This is a genomic window from Tolypothrix sp. PCC 7601 (genome assembly GCF_025677855.1).
GTDB classification, from domain to species: Bacteria; Cyanobacteriota; Cyanobacteriia; order Cyanobacteriales; family Nostocaceae; genus Aulosira; species Aulosira diplosiphon.
Genome location: NZ_CP064879.1, coordinates 7,861,628 through 7,882,130, shown reverse-complemented (window position 1 = coordinate 7,882,130; position 20,503 = coordinate 7,861,628). Strand labels below are relative to the sequence as shown.

Annotated in this window: 8 protein-coding genes; 2 read left to right on the top strand and 6 right to left on the bottom strand. The window is 41.0% G+C overall.

Annotated elements, in window-relative coordinates; translation table 11 throughout:
• Window positions 1–448: 448 nt before the first annotated feature.
• The 3 genes from HG267_RS31900 to petC all read right to left on the bottom strand — a co-directional run bounded on the left by HG267_RS31900 (window position 449) and on the right by petC (window position 13,977).
• On the bottom strand, window positions 449–11,119 hold the full coding sequence (locus HG267_RS31900; protein WP_052335421.1) for a hybrid non-ribosomal peptide synthetase/type I polyketide synthase: 10,671 nt from the start codon (window positions 11,117–11,119) through the stop codon (window positions 449–451).
• Between the two features lie 1,203 nt (window positions 11,120–12,322).
• The gene (gene petA / locus HG267_RS31895) at window positions 12,323–13,324 is read right to left on the bottom strand and encodes a cytochrome f (RefSeq protein WP_045874222.1); all 1,002 of its coding nucleotides are present in this window, start codon (window positions 13,322–13,324) and stop codon (window positions 12,323–12,325) included.
• Between the two features lie 113 nt (window positions 13,325–13,437).
• The gene (gene petC, locus HG267_RS31890; protein WP_045874221.1) at window positions 13,438–13,977 is read right to left on the bottom strand and encodes a cytochrome b6-f complex iron-sulfur subunit; all 540 of its coding nucleotides are present in this window, start codon (window positions 13,975–13,977) and stop codon (window positions 13,438–13,440) included.
• Between the two features lie 229 nt (window positions 13,978–14,206).
• On the opposite strand from petC, the gene HG267_RS31885 reads away from it, so the two are divergent.
• Window positions 14,207–14,515 carry a DUF3067 family protein gene (locus tag HG267_RS31885; protein ID WP_045874220.1) on the top strand — a complete coding sequence of 103 codons (309 nt, stop codon included), beginning with the start codon at window positions 14,207–14,209 and terminating at the stop codon, window positions 14,513–14,515.
• 189 nt (window positions 14,516–14,704) lie between these two features.
• A complete protein-coding gene (locus HG267_RS31880) occupies window positions 14,705–15,316 on the top strand; it encodes a 2OG-Fe(II) oxygenase (RefSeq protein WP_045874219.1) in 612 nt (203 codons plus the stop codon).
• A gap of 249 nt (window positions 15,317–15,565) precedes the next feature.
• Here HG267_RS31880 and HG267_RS31875 read toward each other — a convergent pair whose 3' ends face one another.
• The 3 genes from HG267_RS31875 to HG267_RS31865 form a co-directional block, all read right to left on the bottom strand.
• Window positions 15,566–15,859, bottom strand: coding sequence for a hypothetical protein (locus HG267_RS31875; protein WP_045874218.1), 294 nt, complete (start codon window positions 15,857–15,859; stop codon window positions 15,566–15,568).
• Between the two features lie 159 nt (window positions 15,860–16,018).
• Entirely contained in the window at window positions 16,019–16,807 is a 789-nt protein-coding gene (locus HG267_RS31870; protein WP_052335420.1) for a GAF domain-containing protein, read from the bottom strand.
• A gap of 956 nt (window positions 16,808–17,763) precedes the next feature.
• Window positions 17,764–20,292, bottom strand: a complete 2,529-nt coding sequence (locus HG267_RS31865) for an ATP-dependent helicase (protein WP_045874217.1) — start codon at window positions 20,290–20,292, stop codon at window positions 17,764–17,766.
• Between the last annotated feature and the right edge of the window lie 211 nt (window positions 20,293–20,503).

The following is a 20,503-nucleotide window of genomic DNA, read 5'->3' as shown; positions in this document are numbered from 1 at the left end:
TGGGTACTAGGTTTCGCCCTCACCCCCAGCCCCTCTCCCAGAGAGCTACGGTGTACACACAAGTCTTAAAATTCCCCCTAGTACTTGGTTTCGTCATCTAACTAATGGTTGTGCGATCGCTCTGGAAGCCTGTCATTGCGTTCGCGTAGCGTCTCGTAGAGAGGAGGAACGACGTTCGCGGAGCGTTCTCGAAGAGTAGCAATCGCAAAAACCACGGGATTATGTGATTACTTCGCTCCGCTATCGCTGCGCTCGTAATGACATTTTAAGGGGACTATAACGCCTGAAACCCTTGTAGATAGTACTTGTGTGTACACCATAGCTCCCAGAGAGAGAAGGGAGCAAGAGATTTAATTCCCCTTCTCCCGCAGGAGAAGGGGTTAGGGGATGAGGGCGCGAGGTATTTGTACAAGGCAGTGCCTTGCCCTTAATTCCTCTACCTCACAAATTAATTTGCTTGCTTTAGACAACGCTGCAGAATTTCCGCCAAAATTTGCACCCGAGGTTCTCTTAACATCCCATAGTGTTCACCAGGAATATCAAGAATTTCTACATTCCCAGCTACTAAATTGCTCCAACCGAAATCAGCCGAGAGCGTTTCTTGTGGACGTTGAATTTTACAACGGTAAAGAGAGACGTTACCTGGATAAATTCCCTGAGGTTTGTAATCTTCGGCTGCTTGTTCGTTACAGTCAATCAAATTTAAGTATTGGGGAGTGAGAGTTTGTAGTTCAGATAATCCCTCTAGTAATCCTTGCTTATAATTTACTTGACCAGAGCGGTAGAGTACCCGAGCTTTGATGTAATTCCACCTGTCTTTATGCTCAAGTTGCCAGATATTATTTAAATGAATCTGGATACATTGAAGCAAAGATGGACGAATACTGACAAAATTGGGAGCGCTACGATCAAACAATGCTAAGTGTGCAACATTCTGTCCTTGAGCATTTAATTGTCGTGCCATTTCAAAAGCAACTAGTCCACCAAAAGAATAACCAGCTAGAAAATAAGGGCCATTGGGCTGAACAGAGCGAATGGCTTCGACATAGTGTTGAGCCATATCTTCAACCCGTCGTAGCGGCTGTTGTTTCCCATCTAAGCCTACAGCTTGTATGCCATAAACTGGCTGATCTGGGTCAAGATAACGTGCCACCGCCTGATACTCTAAAATGTTGCCACCAACAGGATGAACACAGAATAAAGGTGGTTTTTGTTCGCCGGGTTTAATTAGTACTAAAGATGACCAAGGTGCTGACCAGCCGGATTCGCGGAGCACACCAGCTAGCTGCTCAATTGTCTGTGCCTGGAAGAGAGTAGCCAAAGGCAATTTTTGATCGCACATCTTCTCTATTTCGGCAAACAAGCGTACAGCTAATAGCGAATGACCACCTAATTCAAAAAAGTTATCTTTAATGCCGATAGGTCGCACATTTAGAATATCTTCCCAAATTTTCGTCAGCCGCACTTCTAATTCTTCTTGGGGAGCGACAAAAGTAGCTTCTGTCCCTTGTCTTATGTTGTCTATTGCAGGTAAGGCGCGGCGATCCACTTTGCCACTGGGAGTTAGTGGTAAAGACTCTAGCATCACAAAAGCAGCAGGCAGCATATAATCTGGTAATTTTTGCTGTAAGAAGTGCCGTAATTCGCTGCTAGTAGGCGCAGGTTCTTGATGAGGAACAAAATAAGCTACTAAGCGTTTATCACCAGGAATATCTTCACGCACAATGATGCTTACCTGAGCTATGGCTGGGTGTTGGCTCAGTAAAGCTTCTATCTCTCCCAATTCGATGCGGAAGCCGCGGACTTTGACTTGATTATCTATGCGTCCCAGATATTCAATGTTGCCGTCATTCAAATAACGGCACAAGTCCCCAGTTTTATAAAGCCGTGCATTTGGATCATTGCTCAAGGGATTGGGAATAAATCTTGCTGATGTTAAATCGTCGCGATTGAGATAACCTCTAGCTAGACAATCACCGCCAATATACAACTCCCCAGCTACACCGATGGGCACTGGTTGCATACGAGAGTCAAGAATATATATCTGAGTATTGGCGATCGCTTTCCCAATTGGTGGTAATTTTGGCCAATTCTGGACTGAATTATCTAAGGTAAAAGTAGTGACTACATGGCTTTCCGATGGGCCATAGTGATTGTGTAAAGTGCAATTTGTGACCTGCGTAAAAAATTCCTGAATGGCAGGGGTAATCTGCAATTGTTCACCAGCAGTAATCACTTCTCGCAGATGTTGGGGGAATAATTTAGCTGTAACTGCTACTTCTGCTAGTTGTTGTAAGGCTACAAAGGGGAGAAATAGTCTATTAACAGCTTTTTGGTTGAGTAAGTTTAATAAAGCTAATGGATCGCGGCGTAATTCCTCTGCAATCAATACTAATGTTCCGCCTGAACACCAAGTAGAGAACATTTCTTGGAAGGAAACATCAAAGCTGATGGGCGAAAATTGCAGAGTTTTTGCTTCACCTAGAACGGTGGTATTTTCTAGTTGCCACAAGATGAGATTACAAAGGGCCATTTGAGTCATCGCTACCCCTTTTGGCATCCCTGTGGAACCTGATGTATGGATTACATAAGCGAGATTTTCTGGTTTAACCCCAGTGACTAAATTCTCGTGACTTTCTTGGTTAATATCACTCCAGTTACTATCTAAACAAACAACTTTTGTTTCATCTGCTGGCAATTCTGCCACTAAATTTTTTGTCGTCACCAGCACCATTGCTTGCGAGTTTTTGAGCATAAAACTCAATCTATCTTTGGGATAAGCCGGATCTAAAGGTACATAAGCTCCCCCGGCTTTGAGAATGCCTAATAATCCGACTACCATCTCTAAGGAGCGTTCTACACATATACCTACTCCTACATCTGGTTGCACTCCCAGCTTGCTCAAATAATGTGCTAGTTGATTTGCCCGATTATTTAACTCTCGATAGGTAAGTTTTTGCTCTTCAAAGACGACTGCTACTGCATTTGGAGTGCGCTCTACTTGCTCTGCAAATAACTGAGGCAAACATTTATCTTGGGGATAATCTATCTGAGTGTCGTTCCAGTCTACCAATAACTTTTGTTTTTCTGGTGCTGTTAGTAGCGGTAACTCAGAAATTGCTTGTTGGGGATTAGCTACGATTGCTGTCAGCAACACTTCAAAATTTGCTGCCATGCGGCTAATTGTGTCGCTATCAAACAAATCGGTATTATATTCCCATTCACACCGCAAGCCTTCTTCGTTCTTGGATGTGATTAAGAATAAAGTCAAATCAAACTGTGCTGTGTTCTTTTCTACAGAATACTCACTTAACTTTAAACCAGGAAGCTCTTGATTTTGTAAGAAAGGATTATCAGCAAAGACTAAAAGTACTTGAAATAATGGTGAATAACTTAAGTCTCGTTGCGGATGTAATTCTGCTACAAGTTTCTCAAAGGGCAAGTCAGAATGAGTATAAGCTCCCAAAGTCACTTCTTTGACCCGACCCAATAATTCCTGAACACTCAGTTCCCCAGACAAAGGAGTCCGCATCGCTAAAGTATTCACAAAAAAGCCTACTAAGCCGCTTATTTCCTGGCGATTTCTGTTAGCAAAAGGTACACCTACTACAATATCTTCGCTATTTGTATAGCGATAAAGCAAGATGTCAAATGCTGCTAACAGAGTCATGAATAAGGTCACCCCTTCCTTCTGACTCAATAAACTCAAACCTTGGATGAGTTCATGGGATAGCGTAAAATAGTGCGAACTACCTCGGTATGTTTGGACTGCTGGTCTTGGTCTATCTGTCGGTAATGGTAATAAGGCTGGTGCGCCTACCATTTGTTTTTGCCAATACCCCAGTAAGGATTCTAAAACTTCTCCCTGCAACCATTCTTGCTGCCACACAGCAAAGTCCCCATACTGGATAGGTAACTCTGCTAATTTTGGCGACTCTCCGTTACAAAATGCCGTATACAGTGCTTTCAATTCTTTGGAGATTACCGCCATTGATTCGCCATCTGTGGCTATGTGCTGCGTGACTAACAGCAGGATATGCTCCTCTGCGGCTATTTTCAGCAAGCAACCCCGCAGCATTAAGTCTTCTGATAAGTGGAAAATTCGCTGAGTTTCCTGGTTTAAATACTCTTTTACTGCGGTTTCTTGCTCTGATGGCGGATAGTTTTGTAAGTCAATGATTTGTAATTCTACTGGTCTTGGAGGACTAATTACCTGAATAGGTTCGCCATTTTCACTGATATAGTTTGTTCTTAATACTTCATGACGAGCGACTATGGCATCTAGAGATTGTTGTAATGCTTCTACATTCAATCTCCCAGTGAGGTGTACGGCTTGGAAAATATGATAATCTGACCTATTTGGTTCTAATTGGTGCAAAAACCACAAACTTTGTTGGGGATAAGATAACAAAGCTGAGTCTCTATTTGCTCTAGGGCGAATTGTCAACGCTTGAGAGTCTGTAGAAGCTGGTTCATCAGTTTTGGCAATGCTTAGAGTTCCCAGAAGTTCAGCTATGGTTGGTGTTTTAAATAGCTGATCTAAAGATAGTTCTAGTCCAGAATATGCTTTGAGGTCAATATTTTTTCTGAGCTTAGACAGCAGTTGAACTGCAACTAAAGAATCACCGCCTAATTCAAAGAAATTATCATCAAGTCCAATGTTATCAACGCCCAAAACCTGTTGCCAGATGTTGATAATAGTCTTCTCTAGCTGTTTTTGGGGTGTTTGAATTAGTTCAGTTTGGGATGATAATTGCTCAGAGACAGTCTCAGCTTCATCAAAAATATCTAGTGCTTTTGTTGCTGAGAGTTGAATTTTTTGTGTTGGCTTTGATGGTTCAACCCAATAGCGTTTCCTTTCAAAAGGATAAGTAGGTAAAGGAAGACGATAATGTGGCTGTTCACTATAAAAAGCTGACCAATTTATTTCTAAACCAGCTAACCACATTTGACCGAGATTATTTAGCAAGAAACTCACATCAGAATATTCATCTTGAGGATGACGAACTGAAGTCAGAGTAATTTGCTCTTTTGGTTTATCGGGATGGCGTTGAGCTAAAGTACTTAATGTCCTTCCTGGCCCGACTTCTAATAAAATTTGCTCTGGGTTATCAAAGAATTGTTTGATACCATCAGCAAAACGTACAGCTTGACGCAGATGTTGAGCGTAATAATTGGGGTTGGTAGCATCTTCAACCGTTATCCAAGTTCCAGTTACATTAGAAACAAAGGGAATGTTTGGCACATTCAGGCGAATTTGTTTCACCTTATCTGTAAACGGTTCTAATATTTCTGCCATCATTTGCGAATGGAAGGCATGGGAAGTATGCAAAAACCGTCCTTCAATTTCTTTTTCTGCTAACTGTTTAGCTAATGCTTCTATTGCTGCTGTGGTTCCTGAAACTACACAATTAGAAGGACTGTTAATCACTGCAATTTGTAGCGAAGTTCCTGCTAATAATGGTTGGACTTCATGTTCAGGTAGAGGCACAGCTAACATTGAACCAGGAGGCATAGACTCCATGAGTTGACCTCTGGTTGCAACTAAGGCTAAAGCATCTTCTAAAGTAAAGACTCCGGCTAATGTTGCTGCTACATATTCGCCAATACTATGACCAATCATGGCTACAGGGATGATTCCCCATTTCATCCATAATTTAGCAATGGCATATTCAATTACAAATAATGCAGGTTGGGTAGTAGCTGTTTGAGTTAGTTTGGCTGTGGCGGTGGCAATTTCTGCTACATTGGGATACAAAACATCGCGTAAATTAAAACCTAAATGTGGTTGTAAAATTTCACAACACAAGTCAACTTGTTCTTGGAAATAAGCTTCTGTTTCATAGAGTTCCCGTGCCATATTTACATATTGAGAACCCTGTCCAGAGAACATGAAGACTACAGAACGCGGTTTAATTTTACCGGAATTAGTAAAAACTCGTTTTTTGTCTCTATTATTTAGAGCATTAACAGCATCTTCAATATCACTAACCGCAACGATGCGCCTGTGGTTAAAGCCTACACGACCAATACTTAAAGTATAGGCAACATCAGCTAAATTTACTTCTGGGTTTTGTTGTAAGTAATTAGCTAAATTGAGAGTTGCTGTATCTAAAGCCGAAGCAGTCTTAGCTGATAAAACTAATAATTCTTGGGAGTTTTTCGCTTTGACTTTGGACTTGCTTGTAGTGTGATCCCACTCTTCCAACACTACATGAGCATTTGTCCCACCAAAACCAAAGGCACTGACTCCTGCACGACGGGGAGAACCATTGCGTTCCCATGCAGAAAGTTTAGTGTTGACATAGAAAGGACTATGAGCAAAATCAATCTCCGGGTTAGGTTTTTCAAAGTTGAGGCTAGGCGGTATCTGTTGATGTTTCAGTGCCAAAGCTGTTTTGATAAAACCAGCCACACCTGCGGCTGTGTTCAAATGTCCAACATTAGTTTTGACTGAACCGATAGCACAGTAGCCTGTTTTATCTGTTTTAAGACGAAAGGCTTGAGTCAGTCCAGCCACTTCAATGGGGTCTCCCAATGGAGTACCAGTACCATGCGTTTCTATGTAAGTAATAGTTTCCGGTTCAATTCTGGCATCTCTGTGTGCAGCCGCAATTACTGTAGCTTGACCATCAACACCAGGAGCAGTAAAGCCAACTTTTAAGTTACCATCATTATTGATGGCACTACCTTTGATGGTGGCGTAAATATGATCTCCATCTGCGATCGCCTGTTGTAATGGTTTAAGGACGACAATCCCCACACCATCGCCAGCAACCATACCTTGAGCCGACGCATCAAATGCATGACAATGACCGTCGGGAGAGAAAACCATCCCTTGTTCATATACATAACCAGTCTTTTGCTGTAGGGAAACACCACCAGCTAGCGCTATGTCACATTCTCCCCTTAATAAGCTTTGACAAGCCATGTGGATAGCCACTAAGGAAGTAGAACAGCCTGTTTGCAGATTAATTGCTGGCCCTGTGAGATTCAGTTTATAAGCTACCCGCGTGTTGAGAAAATCTGTACTATTGCCGATAAATGCTTGTAACCATGAGGCTGACTCTACCAAACGACCTTCGGCCAGATCGTCATTCTGTAAAATATTATTTAATAAATAAGTGCTGGGAGCTACACCTCCATAAATACCGATGGTGTAACGATGACTATCTGGTTGATAACCAGCATCTTCTAGCGCTGACCAAGCACACTCTAGGTAAATTCTTTGCTGAGGATCTATAACTTGGGCTTCTCTAGGAGAATAACCAAAGAAAGCAGCATCAAATTCTGCAATTTTAGGAATAATCGCTGCGGCTCTGATATAGTTCGGATTGTTTAATAAGCTAGAATCTACCCCTAAAGCTCTTAACTCCTCATCTGACAATTGAGCAATAGATTCCACTCCATCCCGAAGATTTTGCCAAAATTCATTGATATTGGTAGCACCAGGGAAACGACCAGCCATACCGATAATTGCAATATCTTTGTGCAACTTTGTTGATACTACTGGCTCTATTACGTCAGAGTTAGACTTGTGTTGATTCTCTTGTGCCGTGCTTGGTGTTGAAGCTTGAGTCCGCTCTAATAGACATTGGGCTAAACTGCGGATAGTTGAATATTGAAATACATCAACGATAGAGATTTGGATTCCTAATACTTCTACTATTTTGTTTCTCAATTTAGCTATGAGTAAAGAATGACCTCCTAGCTCAAAGAAATTATCATCAATGCCAATTTCATCAATGGTTAAAACTTCTTGCCAGATAGTAGTGAGGGTTTTCTCAATTTCATTTTGGGGTTTTGGACTGACTGGAAGAAATTGCGATCGCTCACTTGTGGGAGTAGTGTGATCTTGACGTTCTATCTTTCTATTGGGTGCAGGTAAAGCTTTGCGGTCAACTTTGCCGTTGGATGTGAGTGGTAGAGTCTCCAGCATGACAAAAGCTGAAGGAATCATATAATCTGGCAATTGTTGGGAAAGGAAATCCCGCAGGTCATTAATTGTTGGTTGTTGCTCCTGATTAGGAACTAGGTAAGCTACTAAGCGCTTATCTCCTGGCCTATCTTCATAAACTGTAACTACTGTTTGATTGATAGCAGGGTGTTGGCTTAATGCAGACTCTATTTCTCCCAACTCAATCCGAAATCCCCGAATTTTGACTTGATTATCTATGCGCCCAATGTACTCAAGGCTACCATCACTCAAATAACGCGCTAAATCTCCAGTTTTATAAAGACGGGCATGAGAGTCATCACTAAAGGGATGTTTGATGAATCTTTCTTTAGTTAATTCATCGCGCTGCCAATATCCTTGTGCTACTCCCGCACCACCAACATACATTTCTGCCCACACACCAATAGGTACAGGTTGGAGATATTGATCCAAAAGGTAAACTTGTAAATCAGGAATCGGACGACCAATTAAACTACTTGTGGCTTGAGCATCCGCTAAAGTTAAAGGACGATAGGTAACATGAACGGTAGTTTCTGTAATTCCGTACATATTCACTAACTGGGGAGATTGATCTCCATGTCGCTCAAACCAAGGCTGCAAGTTAGACAAGTTGAGTGCTTCACCACCAAAAATCACAAACCGTAAACTCAATTCATCTCTGGATTTGGCAAGTTTATCGGCTTCAATTAACTGATAAAAAGCTGATGGTGTTTGGTTAAGGACAGTAACTTGTTCAGAAACTAATAAATTGTAGAATGCTTCTGTGTCTCTACTTACTAAATAGGGAACAACGACAACACGCCCTCCATAGAGTAAAGCGCCCCATATTTCCCACACAGAAAAATCAAAGGCGAAGGAGTGAAATAGAGTCCATACATCCCTTTCATTAAAGTGATACCAAGATTCTGTGGCTGTGAATAAACGCACCACATTGTAATGGCTGACTAATACCCCTTTGGGCTTGCCTGTAGAGCCAGAAGTATAAATAATGTAAGCGATATTATGACTCTGGACACTGACGATAGGGTTGTTGTCAGAATATTGAGCAATTTTCTCGTTGTCAGTATCTAAGCAAATCATCTGTTCGCAAACAGGAAAAATATTTACTAGCGCTGACTGCGTTACTAAGATTTGCACTTGGGCATTAGTCAAAATATATTCCAAGCGGTCTTGGGGATTTTTGGGATCTAAAGGTACATAAGCCCCACCTGCCTTTAAGATGCCTAAAATCCCTACCATCATATCTAGGGAACGCTCTACACAGATGCCGACAAAAGTATCTGCTTTGACTCCCAAAGTAATTAAATAATTTGCTAATCGATTAGCCTGGCTATTTAATTGCCGATAGGTCAGTTGCTGTTGTTCAAATACTACTGCAACTGCATCAGGTGTACGTTCAACTTGTTCCTCAAACCAGCGATGAATACATTTATCTTGGGGATATACTATTTGAGTATTGTTCCATTCAAATAATAATTTTTGTCGCTCCTTCTCTGCCAGTATATTTAACTCATAAATAGGCTTTTGGGGATTAGCAACAATGCTCTCCAGTAAATTTTGGAAATGCACGTTTATTCTTTCAATGGTATTGCTATCAAATAAATCTGTGTTATATACCCACTTCCCTGCTAATCCATTGTTGGTTGGTTTTAAAAATAAAATTAAATCAAACTTTCCAGCATTATTTTCTAATACCCAAGGACAGGCAGTTAAGCTAGAAAGCTCAATCTTTTCTAAGGAAACATCTTCCTGAATAATAAACAGTACCTGGAATAAGGGTGAGTAGCTTAAGTCTGATTGGGGCTGCAATTCCTCTACCAGGATCTCAAAAGGCACTTCTTGATGTTTTTGAGCTAACAAAGCTACTTCTCTGACTCGTTGCAGTAATTCTAGAAATTTGGGTTTTCCAGATATATCAGTGCGGAGGGGTAAAGCGTTAACAAAGATTTCTGAATTAACGCGGCCAGTAATTGGGGAACCTACTACTATGTCCTCTGTCCCCGTGTAGCGGTATAGCAAGCTCTTAAAGGCTGTTAAGAGGGTCACAAATAAGGTGACATTTTGCTGTTGACTTAATGAGCTGAGTGCTGCTGTTAATTCATGGGAGATTACAAAGGATTGTTCAGAACCTTGAAAGTTTTGCTCTGCTGGTCGTGGTCGGTCGGTTGGTAGTGATAATAAAGGTGCTACTCCTGCTAGTTGTTGTTTCCAGTAAGCTAGGGAGGATTCAATAGTTACTTTTTGTAATTGTGAGCGCAGAGATTGATATGCTAATTTGTAAATTTCTTGATCAATAAGTTTTAATTGAGGATCGTAATTTAATATCAATCGTAAATAGCCTAAAGCCTCAAGCCACTGCCCAGCTTGAGCATATCTCATGATTTCATAGGGCATTCTTTCTATGAAAAGCTTAATCCAAGCTTGCTTGCCCTGTTCATAAGCTACTGCATATTCTTTATTCCCAGATTGTTCAATGTAGCTCCATTGCAAACTATGGACGCGTATTACATTGATAATATAAGTCGGATTTCCTGACATATTACCGCTATTATAGCGATATTCAAGAACTGTTTGGCCGTGGAAGTGGATAGGAAATTGACGAGCAACTCGTAGAAATAAATTATAATCTTCCCCTCCTTTTGAATTTGGGTCAAACGCTCCTACAGACTCAACAGCAGTACGTCGAAAAAGAACACTAGCAACTTGGAGTTTTAGTTTGCCAGCTAGAATATTTTCATAGTTAGCTGCTACCTTTTGATTGTCATATATTTCTTCTGTTGTATATGAGCCATCAGGGTTCATTAATTGAAAAACATAATTACCAAAGACAAAGCCTGCTTCTGGATAGGCATTTATGCAATTCACTCCGGCTTCTACAGCGTTAGGTAAAAGGCAGTCATCACTATCAAAAAAGAGGATATATTCTCCTTTACTGGCGTAAAATCCCGTATTACGCGCTCCAATGAGTCCTTGATTGCTTTGGTAAATATATTTTATGGTTGGGTAGCGATCGCAAACTTGTTTCGTCTCATCAGTTGAACCATCATCTACTACGATGATCTCGAACACAGGGTAAGTTTGTTTGAGTACACTCTCAATTGCTTCTGGTAAAAAATTAGCGCTGTTGTATGAAGGGATGATGACTGATACGCGGTTTAACATTTGATTGTTGGAAATTATTGGTTAATTTAATATGTTGGCAAAAAGGAAATTGTTGACCTGGGACGAAATATATAAATCCGTTTTGATGACTGAAATTATTTGCGTAGAAGAAGACAAGGAAGCAAGAAAAAACTTCATGATTTTTTTATATGAATCTAATACATCCAAAAAAATCATGATGTATTGAGACAAAGTGTCAAACCCTTGTCTTAATTCATCCAAACAGCATCAATATCTGGAATAAAAACTCCAAATATATAGGAATTTGTGCTTGCATTTTTCCTACAAGGAAGAGACAAGCGTATATTATGCTTATTCAGTTAATTCCAGAATAGATTTTTAGCTCAAAATTTATAGGTAATGCTAGGCAAATTTCTGCGCTAAAACATAGACGTTATAAAATAACGCCTATGATGATTTACAATAAGCTTTTAAAATTTAATTTACAGCCATTGTAGTCATCAGTACAGAAAAGCCTAAATTATATCTGTTTTTCCTCAGATACTCTGCGGAAATTGGTTAATTTAAAATGCTATCTTTCGCCAATAATTAAGTATTTGGTTCAATCAGGTTTAGCAGAATTTAGCAATCTTATTTTCGTTGTGAAAAATATCAGTTTTGAATGTTGACTGTCAACGGTTAACAAACCTATCTGTTAAGATTTCACAAATCATTTATGATTCCTATATATTTCTACCAGTTAACTGAAAAACACAGTATTGCTTTCTCTATGTAAAGTACAATAAAAACCAAAGAAATCATCTTTGAGTTCTCAGTATTTACACTAAATTTACTCAAAATTTATAATTTCCCTGATACTTATAAAAATTAGATGAAAATCTCCATCCCCTTGTGGGTGGAGATTTTGGGCATTGGGCATGGGGAAGAGATCACCAATGCAATACTTGTCGGTTAAGGGCAAAAGGGGCAAGAAAAAACCTTTAACCGTTCGGCTGACGCTCACGGCGAAGCCCTTACCCTTTCTCCTGCAAAGACGCTACGCGTAGCTTGCTGAAGCGCAGGGGTACACCTTTTCGCCAAACCAAATTTCAACTTGAAAATCCTTAACCGAGCAAATGCCCTATGCCTCAAGCGGCGGGGCGCTCACCCTACGCACCTTCAAGGGTATGGAATTATCCCGTCGCTTTAAATAAAAAAGACAGGCAAATTGCCTGTCTTTAAATAAGTAAGTTAGCAAAGAATTTAGAAATTCATTTCTGCGGCTTGGACTTTCTCAACCTGCTTCTTCTTCAACACGAGCATAACTTGAGCCAACATCACAAGCGCGATGAATGCAATCAACCACTTGACGCGACTAGCATCTTGTAATACGATTTCTGCATCTTTTTGACCAAATCCACCAACGTTGGGATTATTGGTTAAAGCATCACCAGCTTTTACAGTTTGCCCTTCAGAAACAATGAGTTCGGGGCCTAAAGGAATCGTATCAGAGACAACTTCACCAGCGTCGGTTTTGATGCTCAATACATATTTGACGTTGCCGTCTCCATCTTCTTCTTTGGCAATCTTGGTGATTGTACCAGCAGCAGAAGCATTGTAAACAGAGTTGTTGCTCTTTTCACCAGTTGGGTAAACTTGTCCGCGTCCCCGGTTACCACCTACGTGAACTGAATATTTACCAAAGTGGATGTTTTTATCAGTTGCGGGGTTGGGAGACAGAACTGGGAAGATTATTTCCTGATACTGTTCACCAGGGAGAGGGCCAACGATGACGACGTTTTCTTGATCTTCGCTGTAAGTTTGGAAGTAAGTATCGCCGACTTCTTCTTTGAGTTCTTCAGAAATGCGGTCTTCAGGAGCAATCTTGAAGCCTTCGGGTAGCATCAATACAGCGCCAACATTCAAACCGGTTTTAGAGCCATCAGCACCTACTTGCTGCACGCTAGTATCGTAGGGGATTTTCACCACGGCTTTAAACACGGTGTCAGGTAGCACTGATTGCGGAACTTCCACTTCTGTCGGCTTTGCAGCTAAGTGACAGTTGGCGCAAACAATCCGCCCTGTTGGTTCGCGGGGGGTTTCTGGATAGGTTTGCTGTGCCCAAAAAGGGTAGGCAGCAGCCGATTGTGGCAGAGCTAAATCGCTGGTGAAGTAGAATGTCACCGTAGCGATCGCTATGAGCAATGTTTTGACGATTGCTCTAGTACTGCGAGTGAACCTCGCTGTTATCGAAGCATTTCTCATCTCTATAAGGGCAACGATTCTCTCGTGAATTAGTCATTGGTCATTTGTCATTCGTCATTTGTCTGTGGAAAGTAAATAACTGACCACTGATCGCTGACTGCTGACAAAGATAATTAAGCCCACCAAGGTTCTTCGCCGGTACGGAAATCGGTTTCAGTCCAAGGAGTAACTACAACTTTGTCGTCTTCTACTTTGGTATGGGCCAAAGCCAAAGAAAGCGGCGCGGGGCCACGAACAACCTTACCAGTTGCGTCGTATTGGGAACCATGACAAGGACATTTAAACTTGTTCTCAGCCACGTTCCAGGGCACAACACAACCCAGGTGGGTGCAGATGGCATTAATGCCGTAATCGCCAATCGCCTCTTTGCTTTCTACTACAAGATAAGTTGGGTCGCCCTTGAGTCCCTGAACGAGGGAGCGATCGCCTACATTATGGCTTGCTAGAAACTTGCTGACGCTAACATCGTTGCCCAGCTCATCTTTTGCCGTTGCACCGCCACCAGCGCCACCTGCAGCAGGTGGAATAAAATAATTGACAACGGGATACAATGCACCCAGAGCCACTCCAGTGACGGTTCCAAAAGTGAGCAGATTCATGAATTGACGACGCCCCATATCGGGCACGTCTGCTGATTCAGAAAATTGAGCCATAATCTACGCGCTCTTTGTGTATTTTGTTAAGCATTTTGATAAGAGTACTAGTAGGTGAGCAACTCTTATCTAAGTCGAAATGCTAACGCCCACAAAAATGCCATACTTCTTTGTTCCAAGATATATCTAGCATCTTTTCTGTTAGCATTACATTTCTTTATATCCTTATCATACTTGAGTTACGGAACTTAACATCATAACTAAATGTAAAATCTAATTGAGACAACCTATGACAGGACAGCAATTACGTCAACTGTTGCTTGAAAAGTGGGGACGCTCTTACGATGTGCAGCTGCGGCGATCCCAGGGAAAAATTTTTTTGCAAGTCATGTGGAAGTATGTTGAGCAAGCTTCTTTTCCCTTAAGCGAAGAGGAATATCAAGCCCATCTTGATAGCATTGCCAATTATCTTAATGCTTTAGGTGGAACGACTCAAGTCCAAACATTTATCACTCAAACACGCGATCGCCCTCGTTTGGGCAAAGCTGTGAGTATTCCCCTCGATTTGGGCGAGCGTTCTTCGGAATGGATCTTATGATCTATCTTGACAATTTGCTCTTTTAAAGATATGTGCAGTCATTTATGAAATGACTTGTAAACAGAGGTAACAGGAAAGAAAAAGTGTAGAGATGCATAAACTGGGAAAAATCAAACAGGAATCTCATAAACCGGGAAGTATTGTAACTAACCCTACAGTTAAAAATTTGGTAAATCCCCTCGCCGTACTGTGAAAAACTATCAACAACAATCAAACGCTTTCCCCAGTGATTATCTCAATAAATTATGGGGAGAAATCCATGCTTGTCCTTACTTTTCTGTTAATAACCTCAACCGCGATTTTGTTGGTACGAAGGGATTTTCTGTAGTGTTTCAAAAATCATACATAGCACAAGTAGAGCAACAATTTCCCTATTTCAAGCCTTATTTAGATTTAGCTCTTTTACCTAACTGTAATGCTTTTTACCTTAATCCTTTATTGCTCAAAGAAGGCTCTCGTGTCGATCCGCATATCGATCGTTCTTTGCGTTCATACTGTAAAACTATAGAACCGCCTTTAGTTGTTAGCGTTCTGTATGTGCGCGTACCTCCCGATATGCAGGGGGGAGAATTGGTACTGCGATCGCACAAACGCCAACTTGGGCAAATTAAGCCACAAATGAATACTTTAGTTCACTTTCAAGGCGATTTAACACATTCTGTCAATGCAGTCCAAACTCCTGGAAACCGTCTGAGTTTAGTTTGCGAACAGTATAGTTTGAATGAGGTAGAACTCGCAGAAATACCAGAATTTACTATTGAGTCGAGAGTGGCTAAATCTACACAGAAAAAGCGGAAGTAATGGGTAATTGGTAATTGGTAATGGGTAATTGGTAATTGGGGTTTGGTGTTGGTAATTTCTCCCTAGGACTTACGCAAGTGTCATATTTTTTTCGTTTGGGTTTGTCCAGGGTCAAAGGTCAAGAGTCCAAAAAACCTAAATTTTTGACCCTTGACTCTTGACTCTTGACTCTTATCCCAGAGGATCACTGTGCCAGTTGCGTAAGTCCTGCTCCCTTATCCCCAATCCCCAGTCCCTTATCCCCAATCCCTAACTCCCAATCGCTACATCATAAAGAAACTGCTCGACTATTTCCCCTGCAAAATTCCGGGTTAAAAGTCTGCATTGTTGAATTTGGAAATCTTGTGCGATTTTACATAAAACTCCACAAGTCCAATCTTTAGGGTGAGTTTGCCATTCCAAAGTTATCCAAACTTCTCTACAACCATCAGCTAATATTGGAGATATTTGCCAAAAGTATTGTTTTTCTGGGTATTTTTCCCCTGATATCCCCAATTTAGATATTTGTACCAAACAGGTATGAATTATTATTTCTTCATGCATTTATTATTTAATTTTTCCATTTAAATACACCGAATATACTTAGTTTCGGTTTATGGGGAATTTATATTTATTCAATATTTTATATAACCTATTTTTTCTTCCCTCCGCCTTGTCTATAAGAATATTTTCAGAATCAATTTTGATGCTTAGATGAGATATCTACTTTTTATCCCAAGTAATGATTCCTTGATAAGCTTTATCTAAACTTTCTTCTACTATTGCTGGCAAGTTTTCCCAACAAATATCTTCTCGTTGCAGCAGAAGTTGGAGTTTTTGGAGAGCATTTATAGCTGAATTTTCTTGTGGATTACCATTAACACTATAATGTTGTACTTGAGCTTGCAGCTGTTCATAAAGATGTGCCTGTTGAATTGCGATCGCTAATTGAACACTCAGCTGCTTAAGTAGCTCAATCTCCCACTCTTCCCATTTTCTAGGGTTCTGGCAATGATGAGCAATTAAAAGACCCCATAAAAAATCTTGACGGATCACCGGAATTACTAAATTTGCTTTTACTTGTATTTCAGCTAGTAATTGAACATGACAACCAGCTAATCCTTCTAGATAAATATTGTTAATTGCTCTAATTCGACCATCGCGGTAGAGGACTGCATGTTCTTTGGAAAAGCAGGTATCATTAATGTTCATGTCTAAAATAGACATATAATCTGGGTTAACAGATTCTACTACTACTGAACCACTCAAATCATTGGCAAACTGATATAAAACTACTCTATCTGTTGCTAGTAATTGCCTAACTTCTTCTACAGATGTTTGCAGTACTTCTTCTAATTTTAATGTTTCCCGAATCTTCAGCGATATTCTACTGAGTAACTTTTCTTGACGCAATTTTTGTCGTAGTAAATATTCATAATTACTAGCATCATATAAGCTTAATTGCTTGGTCTGAGAGATATTGCTATCGGCTTCATCTTGACGATATGACATTAGTGTATAACCACCTTTTCTTCTGGGATATGGATGAATTAAAACTAAATATTTTTAATAACAAAATACAAGATTTTTACATTGACTTTGACTTAGCGATAGTGCCAGTAAGAAGTAGGCATAAAATATAGCGTATTTCATAAGTCGGTAGGGACATGGCAGTGTCATGCCCTTACAATTATCTGTACTTAACCAGCAATTTGCTGTACATGTATCGTTATTTAAGACATAGAATAAATCTCTAAAATAATAGAATGCCCTAAATTGATATTAAATACAAACCGTGACAATACTTAATATCGCTATGAGAAATTCCATAAAGGAAATTTATAAATTGAAGCTTAAATGTAGTTTGTCATAAGAAAGTTATCAGGCAGCGCCAGGTAGTGTGTTGAGTCAGGCAATGCCCTCGTTTTTAGTAAACATATCATAATGGACAATATACACCTATAACACACTGATGTAATTAATTTTTAACTTTATAAATAAGCGACAATCTGGTTTGTTGCAGGTTTCATCATGTGTAGATTGGGCTGGCGACCATTGTTAAGCAATTTTCAATAAAAATGTTAACTAAATATGTAATATATATCACTCAAATACTTTAAACCGAATTAATCAAGAGAGTCATATTGTAATTGTTTATGAAAATGGGATTAAAGTTGTTTAAACAAATGCAGTTATATTTGAAATCTATTAATAATCCTGGAAATAGCACTTAATTCAGCAAAATTTGTTGGACAAATCCCCAACTTTTCAAAAAGTCAGGGATCTAAATCTTGCTCAAGTAAGTGACATTCAACCGTATTGTGCTTTAACTACTCAATAGACCTCTTGCACGAATGCAAAACTTGTCCTCATCCCCTAACCCCTTCTCCCAATATTGGGAGAAGGGGAGCAACTTTCAAAGTCCCTCACCCATGCATGGGTGAGGGCTTTTGATTTATGCAAGAAGTCTAATGAACCATCGTTGCTAAAGAAAGCACATAATCAGGAAATTGACGTTTTAAAGCAGGAAATACAGGACAAGGTGATTGTTCTTGCAAATTCTCTGGTTTACTCCAAGTAAATGGGGCTTTCTGCGCTGCAGACATCCACAATAAGCGCTTGGCTCTGGTCATGGCAACATAGAGTAAGCGATACTCTTCCGCAGTTTTCAGATGTTTTGCTACTTCCCAAGCTTGGGAGACATCGGGTATCTGTGATTCATTATGCAAAGCAGCACGTACTTGGGCGCGGGCGACTTCTGATAAGGTGAAGTCGCCTAAAAATTGGCTTTGAGGTGGAACCCAAAAGCGACCGGGAATTAAATTTTCGTGGAGAAAGGGAATAAAAACATAGTCCCAATCTAGCCCTTTGGCTTTGTGCATGGTAATAATTGTCAGTTGACCGTTACGGGTGTAACGTGCTTCCAAATCTTCTGTTTCTACGGCTTCAAAGCGTTCGGAACTGACAATTTCACTTAAGGCTGACAGCATTGCGCCCATGGAACTATTACCAGAAATTTGCTGATTTACTCGTTCTGCGAGTTTGTCAGCCGTTGCGAGTTCGGCTTGGTCGTAATTCAAAGCCAAAGCTAAAAAGGAAATTAGCTGATATATTGGCAGTTCTAAGCGGGCGCGTAGTAAACTCCGACACAAGTGTGAAGCTTTTTGGACTGTTTCTGATTGCGGTGCGGCTAAGGGGCCAGGATATAAAAAATCTTCTGGTAAACTTGCTAGTGCGTTCAAGTCTTGGGTGGGTATTAGTTGGCGTTCCACTAATACTTCTAAAGCCGCTTTTAGGTAATCTGGGGAATGGGGGCGATCGCAAAATTGGAGTAAGGCTAAAATTTCTTGGGGAATTTGGGAACGGCGATCGCGTTCTCCCACATCATAAAGTGTAATTTTATGCTCTTTACATATTGGTTCTAGGGCTTCAGCTAGCCATCTTCCTTGGCGGTTTTCCCGCACTAACACCGCAGCACTAATTTTGCTAGGGTCATCAGCAAATAATTCAATAACTCGCTGGGAAAGCAATTCAACAGTGTGATGAATATCACGTGGAGTATATAGTTCTAATCCCCTTCCTACTGGTGCTGGGTTCGCATCTGCTTGCGGGTCGCCAGTATCCACAGCCCGAATTTTCTGGGAACGGAAGGGAAGAGAAATCACGGAGTCATGCGACGATTGTTGCATCTTCACTCCGTAAAAACTATTAATCCATTCCAGCGCAAAGTTAGCCGCTTCAATGATAATTCTCGTACTGCGCCCAGCTTGATCCATTGTCGCCAATCGGCTCATGCGATCGCACTCAATACAAAATTCTCGAAAGTAAATCGGATCGGCTGGGGTAAAAGTTGAGTTAATTGCTTGGTTGGGGTCGCCTACGCGGACTAGGTTGATTGGGGATTGGGGGTTGGGGATTGGGGACTGGGGACTGGGGAACTCGGGGCCCCCTCTGGGGATAAGGGGTAATGGGGACTGGGTAATTGGTAATTGGTAATTGGTAATGGGATTAATTCCATCATCTCCCTTATCTCCCTTATCTCCCTCATCTCCCTTATCCCCCTCCGCATTACTCGCCAAAATTTCCAGCAACTTCGTCTGTAATGGGCTGGAATCTTGGGCTTCGTCTTCAAAGACGGCAAAAACTTGATTTTGCTCGATGCGGCGGGCACTTTCGTTTTCGAGGACGCGCAGGGCGGCTAAAATCATGTCGTCGTAGTCAATGAATTCACGCGATCGCATTAACTTCTGATATTGCTCGTACAAACCTGCGGCTATATTTAAAATGGCGTAGGGGTCTGTGGTGTGTTTACTCCACTGGCGTAAGTCTTCGGGGGATAAACCAGAACTTTTGGCTTCGTGAATAACTGTTGTTGCTAAGTCTGGTAAAACTTCCGTTCGCAGCACTGATTGACGACGTAATCTTTCTGTTTCTTCGCCGTCAAATTGGCTACCTTCGAGTAAGCGTAAATAAAGGCTGGGATGATTCGCAATCCACTGTTCTACAGCAGTTCGGATGAAGCGGTGGCTTTGATTTGGGGTAATTAATGTGACGTTTTCTAACTGCAACCCCGATAATTCAGGATGGCGGCTGGCGATATTTAATGCCAAACCATGCAAGGTATAAACCACAAAACCTGTCTGAGGCAAAGATAAATCATCGCGTAAATATTTGCGGATTTTCGCTTTAATATTAGCCGCCGCAGAACGGGTAAAGGTAACCACTACCAACTGACGACGAGAAGCAGGGCGCGACTGGGCTGCAAGTTCATATTGACGCGCAACTGCGATCGCCGCCGCCGCCGCCATCCCGGTAGATTTCCCCGCACCAGGTACAGCCGACACAGCCAAAGGGCCTGAGTTCCAATCAGCCATTTGCTGTTGTCCAGGGCGTAGGCTATTCCGGATGCGTGCGATCGCTTCTGCCCGTAGAGTAGAAAGAGGAGATTTATCAGATAATTCTTGCGTCACAGTATCAATAAAATTAACGTCTGACATTACAGGAATTTAAATTTGGAATTTGGGATGAGATTCTCAAATCGCAGACTTTATAAATTATTAGTGTATCTCTCTGGTTGAGAAATTTTCCATCACAAATCAATTAACTAATATTTATATAATGACAAATTACAGGCTCTCTTATGGGATTGGGTGAACGGGAAAAGGGAAAAGGGGAACAGGGAAGGTGAGAATTTACCTTTACCGCCTA